We start from the raw sequence: 8,548 nt of genomic DNA, 5'->3' as shown, positions 1-8,548 counted from the left end.
GGTTTGTCGGAGTAGAGGTTGAGCTCCGCGCTCATATCGTAGAGGATGCGTCGGTGAACGGGTTTCAGACCGTCCCTCACGTCGGGCAGGGCGCGCGACACGATGACCGACATCGAGTAGTCGATGTAGGCCGACTTCATCTGCTCTTCGATATTGATGGGGATGATCCGTCCCACCAAACCGGCATTCTTTTCTTCTTCTGTAAGCATCTATCTCTTCTGTATAACCGGATTTCCATGCGGGTCGTCAGTGCGGCCCGCCAAATAACGAACAAAAATAGTAATTTCTTGCGATCCGGGCAACTTTGGGCGCAGAAAAACGCACGCGCGTGGGATATTTTTTCAGGGGACATACCGTTTTTTGGCCCTTTTCGGGCGATTTGAGGCCCAAAAAATTTTCACCCGACAGAGGGTCGGACAAAACGGTCCGGGAGGATGGTCCGATTCGCACAAACCATCGGCCTTTCATCCAACCAACGACTTAAACCACGGAGGCAGTTTGCAGAAAGAACGGTAGTTTTTGCCGGAAAAAAGAAGGTTGTCACGTTTTTTTCGCTATCTTTGTCGTAGGGCCATACCTGACCCGGACATACTGAAAGAAGCGTTATGCTCATCTTGTAACTTGAAAACGTAGGAAATTTTCAATTAGATGCAAGGATGACATGGCTGCTCTCACGCTATGGCGTGGGCTGCTGTTGCTACATCTGCTCATTAGGTTTTCTCAGGACCTTCATCTAAGACGTGGCATTTGCGGTTCCACGCTTCTTGTTTACAAATGACCGCCGGAGGAGCCGCCAGCGGGACAAAACGACAACCCCTATGAAGAAATTTTTATGCGTAGCCATTGCTTTCGTCTGCACTACGGCTTTGCAAGCGCAAGAAACGGAAAAAGACGTCACAGAATTTCTCGGTATCCCGGTCGACGGATACAAGCCCGCCATGATTGAAAAGCTGAAAGCCAAAGGGTTCACATCCACCACATGGGACAAAGATGTTTTGGAAGGCGAATTCAATGGAACCGAGGTATATGTCGGTGTTGCTACAAACAACAACAAGGTCTATAGAATCATGTTGGCAGATAAAGCCCCCCGTGGTGAAACAGATATCAGAATCCGATTTAATTTGCTTTGTCGGCAATTCGAAAACAATCCGAGATATACACCCATGACCGATAAGGAACAAACAATTCCCGACGACGAAGATATTTCCTATGAAATAACAGTCAACGAAAAACGCTACGAGGCCGGTTTTTACCAAATTTCCCAATTGGACACCGTAGCCATATACAATGAATCGAAAAAATCGCTGCTGTCCAAATATACACAAGAACAGCTGGACAATCCGACAGAAGAAATATCAGCCGAAATCCGAATAAAGTATATTACTAATAAATTGATGTATGATCTTGCAACTTATAATAAATTCGTTTGGTTTATGATTTCAGAACATGCCAGGAAATATTACATTTGCATGTATTACGACAACGAATATAATAAAGCCAACGGAGAGGATCTCTAACGCTCTATCAACAACAGATGACGTGCCGCCATATTTTTAACGCACCAACTGACAATCCGCTCCGCCATTCGACAAGATTAACGGAAGTCGATGAACTCGTACCCCTCGAAGCGGCTCCGCTCGAAGCGGGCAAGCGGTTCCGCCAGCGGCGCGACACGCCGCACCACAACCCGGATGCGTTCGCCGTCATAGTCGTAATCGAGCTGCTCGGGACGCATCGTGGCGGTCGAGACCGTCACGGTGACCGTTCCGGCCGAGGCGCCGCTGCCCTCCACCGGAGTCAGCCGGACCACGGCCTTGCCTCCCGTTTCGGAGAAGAGTTCGGCGCGGTAATCATCGCCCAGAAAATCGAACGCCCGCACGGGGTTGTTCAGGATGTTGCGGCTCGTGGAGTCGACTCCGGCAATCGTCACCTCACGCCGGTCGTTGTCGACCTCGTAGCGAACCTTTTCGTCGCCGTAGACCTCGGCATCGCCCAGCGAGAGGGCATACCCTGCCCCCTGCACGGCATAACAGCCTTCGGCACGGTAGTCGCCCGCCTCGATCACAAAGTCGACCTCATACCCCTTCATGGCACGGAATCCGGCCGCCAACCCTTCGAGAATCTCGGCGGCGCGTCCGGCCGCCGACACCGTCCCGACACCGGCAGCCATGGCCAGCAACAACAACCAGCGTTTCATATTTTACACGTTTGATTTATCCTTTAAACGATTTCCGCCCGGGTTTGATTGCCTGACTCCCCGCTTTTTCGGACATATCCTTTTGACACCCCGCCTCCCGGCATACCCGATACTCCCGGCACTCACAGTTCCAACGCCGCACACAACTCCACACCAGACACGGTTCCACCGCCAGAGACTCCCGGCCCATTGGACACGGTTCCACCGCCGCACACAACTCCACACCAGACACCGTTCCACCGCCAGAGACTCCCGGCCCCGGCTGCCGACCCTTACGAGACGCCCAGATCCTGCAGTTTGGCTTCGAGCGAAGGCAGGTCGTAGAAGAGAATATCGCGGGGTTTGGCACCCTGCTGACGGCCGACGATACCGGCTCGCTCGAGCTGCATCATGATACGGCCCGCGCGATTGAATCCCACCTCGTAGTTGCGCTGAATCATCGATGTGGAGATCTGGCCGCTCGAGACGGCATCACGGGCAATCTCGGCAAAGAGCGAATCGTACTTCACCGGAGCCGACGACTCTTCGCTGCCCATCTGGCCGCCGCCGTCGCTGTCGGGCGTATAGTCGGGCAGCGCATAAGCCTCCGTATAACCCTGCTGTTTCGAGATGTAGTCGACGATGCGCTCGACCTCCTTGGTTTCGACCAGCGCACACTGGATACGGGTCAATTCGCCATCCTTCGAGATGAGCATGTCGCCGCGGCCGATCAGCTGGTCGGCACCCGGACGGTCGATGATCGTCCGCGAGTCGATCATCTGCATCACACGGAAGGCGATACGGGCCGGGAAATTGGCCTTGATCTTACCCGTGATGACGTCGACCGACGGACGCTGCGTGGCGATGATCAGATGAATACCGATGGCACGGGCCTTCTGGGCCAGACGCGTCACGGGAGTTTCGACCTCCTTGGCGGTCATGATCAGGTCGGCGAACTCGTCGATCACCACCACGATATAGGGCATGTAGCGGTGGCCGTGCATCGGGTTCAGCCGCCGGGCCACGAACTTGGCGTTGTATTCGGCGATGTTGCGCACCTCGGCCTTCTTGCAGAGTTCCAGACGCATGTCCATCTCCGAGCAGAGGGCGTTCAACGTGTAGACGGCCTTCTTGGGGTCGGTGACGATGGCCTCGTCCTCGGACTGCATCTTGGCCAGGAAGTGGCGTTCGATCTTGGCGTAGAGCGAGAATTCGACCATCTTGGGGTCGATCATCACGAACTTCAGCTGCGCGGGGTGCTTGCGGTAGAGCAGCGAGGTGATGATGGCGTTCAGCCCCACGGACTTGCCCTGGCCCGTGGCACCGGCCACCAGCAGGTGGGGCATCTTCGTCAGGTCGAAGACATAGTTTTCGTTCTGGATCGTGCGGCCGATGACCACCGGCAGTTCGGCCTTCGACTCCTGGAAGCGCAGCGAACGGATGGCCGAATACATCGAAACGATCTGCTTGTGGCGGTTCGGGACCTCGATACCGATCGTACCGCGACCCGGGATCGGGGCGATGATGCGAATGCCCGATTCGGCCTTCAGACTCTGGGCGATATCGTTCTGCAACCCCTGGATCTTCGAGATCTTGACCCCCTGGGCCTGGACGATCTCATAGAGCGTGACCGTAGGGCCGACCGTCGCCTTGATACGCTGGATCGGGATGCCGAAATACTTGAGCGTCTCCTCGATGCGGGTCTTGTTTTCGTAGATCTCCTCGTCGGAGACCCCTTCATCCGAAATGTAGTCCTCCAGCAGCGTCACGGGCGGCTTGTGGTAGTTCATGAGATCCTTCAGCGGGTCGTAGCTCTCCGTGGGGATCGACTTTTCGTCGACGAGTTTGGCCTCGCGGGACTCCACCGTCACCACAACCCCCTCCTTGGCGCCTTCAGCCGCCGAGACTCCGGCCGCGGCCGTCACTCCACCGGCCACCCGCGCATCGGATGCCGGCAGACCGGTCTCCGTCCCGGTCCGAACCGCCTCCTCCGGCGCCACGTCCGTCGCTGCGGCGGGCATGCGCTCCGACTGGGGAGTCTGTACCGCTTCGCCCGACGTTCCGGGATGCTGCTCCGGGGCCGACCCGGCAGCCGGCTCGATCGTCCGCTCGACGAACGGTTCGTCGGATGCCTCCTTCGTTTCGGGGCTCTCCTCCCCGACCGTAATCTCGATAAACGGATCGTCACCCGCACCGCCTGCACCGACCGAGGCCGTACGCCGCGGCTGCGGACGCTCCAACTCGATCAATCCGCCGCGACCCATCACCACACGTCCCTCGGGACGGGAGAGATCCACCTCCGTGAACTCGTCATCCTCGTCCGTCATGACGGCAGGCTCGATCGGGCGTCCGTCGGGAGTCAGCTCCACAAAGGGGCTCTCCTCCTCACCGGATTGCCGCTGCACCCCGCTTCGCGGAGCCGGCACGGGCTGTTCCGTCGCTCCAGGCCGGGGCTGCACATACGACGTCCGCGCCGATTCCGACTGCGCCCCGAAGGCTCCGGAATCCCGCACGTCGCGCGTACCTTCGGCCCGTGCATCGTTCTGCAACGCCGAGGCCCCTCCCATACGCTCCGCCACGGCTTCGCGTCCGGTCACAACGCCCCGTCCAGTTTCGCGGTCCACGGTCCGGTCGTTCTCCATCGCGGCTGCACGCCCGGTCTGAGCCTCGCGTCCGGACTCGGTTCTCCGGGTCTCCCCGCGACGCGTCTCCGGGCCTCGTCCCGCGGCTGTCGCAGCAGGAACCGCCGATTCCGACGCCTCACCAGGCACATCCCCGGACTCTTCGTCGAACGCCGTATCGGCCTCCGCCGCATGGGCATGTACGACCTTGCTGCGGACCGTATCGACGATCTTTTCACTCTGGTCGACGAGGACGTTCCCGGCCCGGTTGACCTTGTTGATGAAATTGCGGTTGATGAAGACCCCGGTGAGAATCCAGCCGCCGATCAGGACAATCAGCGTTCCGAGCGAGCCGATGGCGCCGGGCAGCACTCCGATGGCAGCCGTCTGGCCGACCGCATGACGGCTGGCCAGCAGATTGCCGAATGCGCCGCCCCACCCGGTGCTCGAGCAGAGGCTCCAGCGGGCATCGAAGAGATAGCCCAGCGAGAGCGATCCGAGAATCATGATGAAGCAGAGCGAGAGGATCGACTGGTTGATCCGCAGGGGTTTCTGACGGATGATCCGCACCCCCAGGAGAATCAGCATCACGGGAATCAGGATACCGAAGACGCCGAACGAATTGTCCACCAGCAAACGTCCGAGCCGGGCGCCGAGAGGGCCGCAGGGATTTTCGACCTCCGCACCGACCCATTCGCGCTCCTCGGTCGACTTCTGGAGCACGCTCTGATCGTCGGCCCAGCTGAAAAAGGAGAAAAAGACCGCCGCCGCGACAAAGATGCCCACGCACAGCAACAACAGACCCGCAATCCAGCGGGCGCTGTCGCGATTCGAGCGCTGAACGTTCTGCCGAGCGTTGGAAGAGGTATTTCGGGATGCCATTGCTGTTGAATTCTTACACCTGAAAGTTCGAGCGAAGTTACGAATTTTTTCCGAGATTCCGGGCCTCGCACGGGTGAAAAGGGACAAAAAGGGACAAAAAGGGACAAAAAAGAGCGGAAGCCGATCTTCGGGCCGCAGGCTGAAACGGCCAAACGCAGCCCGGCGGCTTCAGACGCCCCGTTCCAATACGCCCGAACTACAAGGATTCCAGCGCCTTGCGTTCGAGACGCCGGCGATAGGCCTCGTCGGCGAACGTACGGAACTCAAACGTCGGACGGTGCATCTGCGAAGCCCTCAGGCCGTTGTCGTCAAGCAGCTGCTCAACCCGCCGCGCCACGGCCGGCGATGGATCGACGATCGTCACCCCGTGCCCGGCGACCACCCGCTTCAACACGGGCAGCAGGAAGGGATAGTGCGTACATCCGAGCACAATCTGGTCGGCGCCCCGCTCCAGCATCGGCTCCACGGCGGCCCGTACGCAGGTCTCGGCCTCGGGCGTCGATTCCCGGTCCGACTCGACCAGTTCGACAAAGCCGCGCCCCGGAACCGTCAGCACCTCAATGCCTTCGCCATACCGGGCCGCCGTATGGCGGAACAGCTCGCCGTCGAGACTCCGCTCCGTGGCCAGCACACCCACCACCCGGCTGCGCGTGGCCAAACAGGCGGGTTTCACCGCAGGCTCCATGCCGACAATCGGCACTCCGGCATACTTCGCCCGCAGAGAGTCGATCGCCGCGGCCGTCGCCGTATTGCAGGCCACCACCACCAGTTTGCACCCTTCATCGTGCACGAGCCGTCCGACCGCCTCGTCAGCCAGCACGCGGATCTCCTCTCCGGGACGCGAACCGTAGGGACAATTCTTGCCGTCGCCCAGATAGACCAGCGATTCGGCAGGCAGCAACCGCCGGATCTCGCGCCAGACAGTCAGCCCGCCCAGCCCCGAATCATAAACCCCTATGGGAGAATCGTTCACTTTGTTTCGTTGTTTGCTCTTGCCCGGATGCCACGTCGGGTTCCGCGCCTCCGGCCCCGTGCTTCCCGTTAGTCTCCAGCCCCATGCTTCCTATCACGCCTCCGGCCCCGTGCTTCCCGTTACGCCTCCGGCCCCGTGCTTCCCGTTACGCCTCCGGCCCGGAGCACCCGTCATTTTTCCGGTTCCGCCCCGTCGCCGAGGATGCGGGCCACAATCTCATCGTCCGACAAGCAGTCGCACTCGATCACCAGCGTCGCCCGTCCGTAGAAGGGGTCGCGTTCGGCCATGTCCCGCGTCATGAAGGCTACGAGCTCCTCATCATTGAGCCCCTGCAGCCGCGGACGTTTGCGCCGTCCGTAGGGGCTCAGCCGCCCGGCGATATTCTCTGCCGAACGCCGCAGATAGATCGTCCGCCCGGCAGCATTCATGCGCTCCATGTTGTCGCGCCACACCGGAAGACCGCCGCCCGTGGAGACAACGGCCGATTCATTCCCGGCAATGGCCTCTTCGAGCACCGCACGCTCCACCTCGCGGAAATGCGCCTCGCCCTCGTAACGGAAGAGATCCGAAACCGAAGCCCCTTCACGGGCCTCGATCAGCGTATCCGTATCGAGAAACGGGACCCCCAGGCGCCGGGCCAGCCGACGCCCCAGGGTGCTCTTGCCGCAACCCATGTACCCAACCAGAAACAGCAGCCCCATCGTTCGTTTTTTTGTCAGAAAAGATTCAACTGTTCGGGGTCGATCATCTGGTCGGCATCGCCCTTGGGCCGTTCGATCTCAAACTCCACCCCGCCGGCATTCGAGCCCGAAGGCGGAAGCCCCGCATCCGACAGCGTCGGCACCGGTTTTTCCCCACCGGAGGCTCCGTCGGAGGATTTTCCGGACTTTGGATCAGCCGTTTGAACGTCGTTATCTGAAGTATCCGTCAAGTGATCGCCGTCAATCGTCTCATCGTCCGAATGTTCCGGCTCGGGAACCAGCTCCGGTTCGATCATCCGCAGTGTATCCACCTCGTAAGTGGTCAACCGCTTGCCCTTGGCGCGATGGCTCTTCACGCCGACAAATTCGTCGACGTCGATCAGATCGGCCGGCCGCGAGGCGTGCGCCCCCTTGTAGGTGATCTCCAGCTTGGCCCCCGCCCGCTCGGTCACACAGACAAAGCGGTCCTCCGGATCGAGGAACTCCTGCATCTTGTCCGACAACTCGGCCGTGAAACGTTTCAGATAGTAGTATTGCTGCTCCTGATCGTAGTAGCAGAGGCTGTAGACCCGGTGGGCCGAATAGCGGCCCACATAGGTTGTATCGTCGGGGAAGTGCTGTCCGAGGTCGTAGCCCGTAATGTAATACTGGTTCTTGGCCGTCCAGACGATCAGTTTGTCGTCGCCCTTGAACTCGCCCAGCAGGCGGCCCCGGCCGTCGGCATTCAACCTCCGCACATCCTCGTCGTACCAGATATCCTGACCGCCCAGCGTCGAGGTGCCCCGCTCCTTGAGGACGATCTTGTGGATGCCGTAACGCGAGAAGAGGTTGCCCTGGCTCTGGCGGCCCTTGATCGCAAGCGTCGAGAAATCCAGGTCGACAATCACCTTCTTCAGACGCGGACGCGGCTTGAAGTAAACCTTCAGCACCTCGGCCTCACCGTTCGGATTGACAGACATATAGAGAATCTCACTCTTCGGCGTTCCCTTCGTGATGTTGTACTCCTTGTCGCGCGTGATGCCCTTGATGGCGCAGCGCTTCATCATGATCGGTCCGTTCTTGCCGTCGCGGTAAAGGACGTTGTAGATCGTCCGCTCGTCGTTGCGCTTGAAGATGCCGATGTAGTAGATCCCCTTGTCGAAGAAGGCCTTCTCGCTCACCTTCGTGATGATGTAGCGTCCGTCCTTCGTGAAGA

6 protein-coding genes and 1 pseudogene are annotated in these 8,548 nt (G+C 59.5%); 1 reads left to right on the top strand and 6 read right to left on the bottom strand.

What is annotated here, in order from left to right:
* On the bottom strand, positions 1 to 209 hold a 209-nt coding region (locus PUQ42_RS10100), incomplete at its 3' end, for a DNA gyrase subunit A (protein ID WP_273373380.1).
* Between the two features lie 609 nt (positions 210 to 818).
* On the opposite strand from PUQ42_RS10100, the gene PUQ42_RS10095 reads away from it, so the two are divergent.
* Positions 819 to 1,517, top strand: coding sequence for a hypothetical protein (locus tag PUQ42_RS10095; protein ID WP_273373379.1), 699 nt, complete (start codon positions 819 to 821; stop codon positions 1,515 to 1,517).
* A gap of 77 nt (positions 1,518 to 1,594) precedes the next feature.
* Here the strand turns inward: PUQ42_RS10095 and PUQ42_RS10090 are convergent, their stop codons facing one another.
* The 5 genes and pseudogenes from PUQ42_RS10090 to PUQ42_RS10070 all read right to left on the bottom strand — a co-directional run.
* Positions 1,595 to 2,197, bottom strand: a complete 603-nt coding sequence (locus tag PUQ42_RS10090; protein ID WP_273373377.1) for a LolA family protein — start codon at positions 2,195 to 2,197, stop codon at positions 1,595 to 1,597.
* Between the two features lie 272 nt (positions 2,198 to 2,469).
* Positions 2,470 to 5,679, bottom strand: a complete 3,210-nt coding sequence (locus tag PUQ42_RS10085) for a DNA translocase FtsK (RefSeq protein ID WP_273373376.1) — start codon at positions 5,677 to 5,679, stop codon at positions 2,470 to 2,472.
* Positions 5,680 to 5,875: 196 nt separating this feature from the next.
* The gene (murI, locus tag PUQ42_RS10080; RefSeq protein WP_122121270.1) at positions 5,876 to 6,652 is read right to left on the bottom strand and encodes a glutamate racemase; all 777 of its coding nucleotides are present in this window, start codon (positions 6,650 to 6,652) and stop codon (positions 5,876 to 5,878) included.
* Positions 6,653 to 6,822: 170 nt separating this feature from the next.
* A complete protein-coding gene (locus tag PUQ42_RS10075) occupies positions 6,823 to 7,353 on the bottom strand; it encodes a shikimate kinase (RefSeq protein ID WP_273373374.1) in 531 nt (176 codons plus the stop codon).
* A 14-nt stretch (positions 7,354 to 7,367) separates the two neighbouring features.
* Positions 7,368 to 8,548, bottom strand: a pseudogene (locus PUQ42_RS10070) (DNA gyrase/topoisomerase IV subunit A); the annotation flags it as partial.

This window comes from Alistipes megaguti (assembly GCF_944320325.1).
Lineage (GTDB): Bacteria > Bacteroidota > Bacteroidia > Bacteroidales > Rikenellaceae > Alistipes > Alistipes megaguti.
Note: the sequence above shows the minus strand (reverse complement) of the source record. Positions and strands in the feature narration are given on the sequence as shown.

Coding starts and splice junctions, on each gene's coding strand:
- PUQ42_RS10085 (WP_273373376.1), bottom strand. CDS start 5,679: ATGGCATCCCGAAATACCTCTTCCAACGCTCGGCAGAACGTTCAGCGC.
- PUQ42_RS10095 (WP_273373379.1), top strand. CDS start 819: ATGAAGAAATTTTTATGCGTAGCCATTGCTTTCGTCTGCACTACGGCT.
- PUQ42_RS10090 (WP_273373377.1), bottom strand. CDS start 2,197: ATGAAACGCTGGTTGTTGTTGCTGGCCATGGCTGCCGGTGTCGGGACG.
- PUQ42_RS10075 (WP_273373374.1), bottom strand. CDS start 7,353: ATGGGGCTGCTGTTTCTGGTTGGGTACATGGGTTGCGGCAAGAGCACC.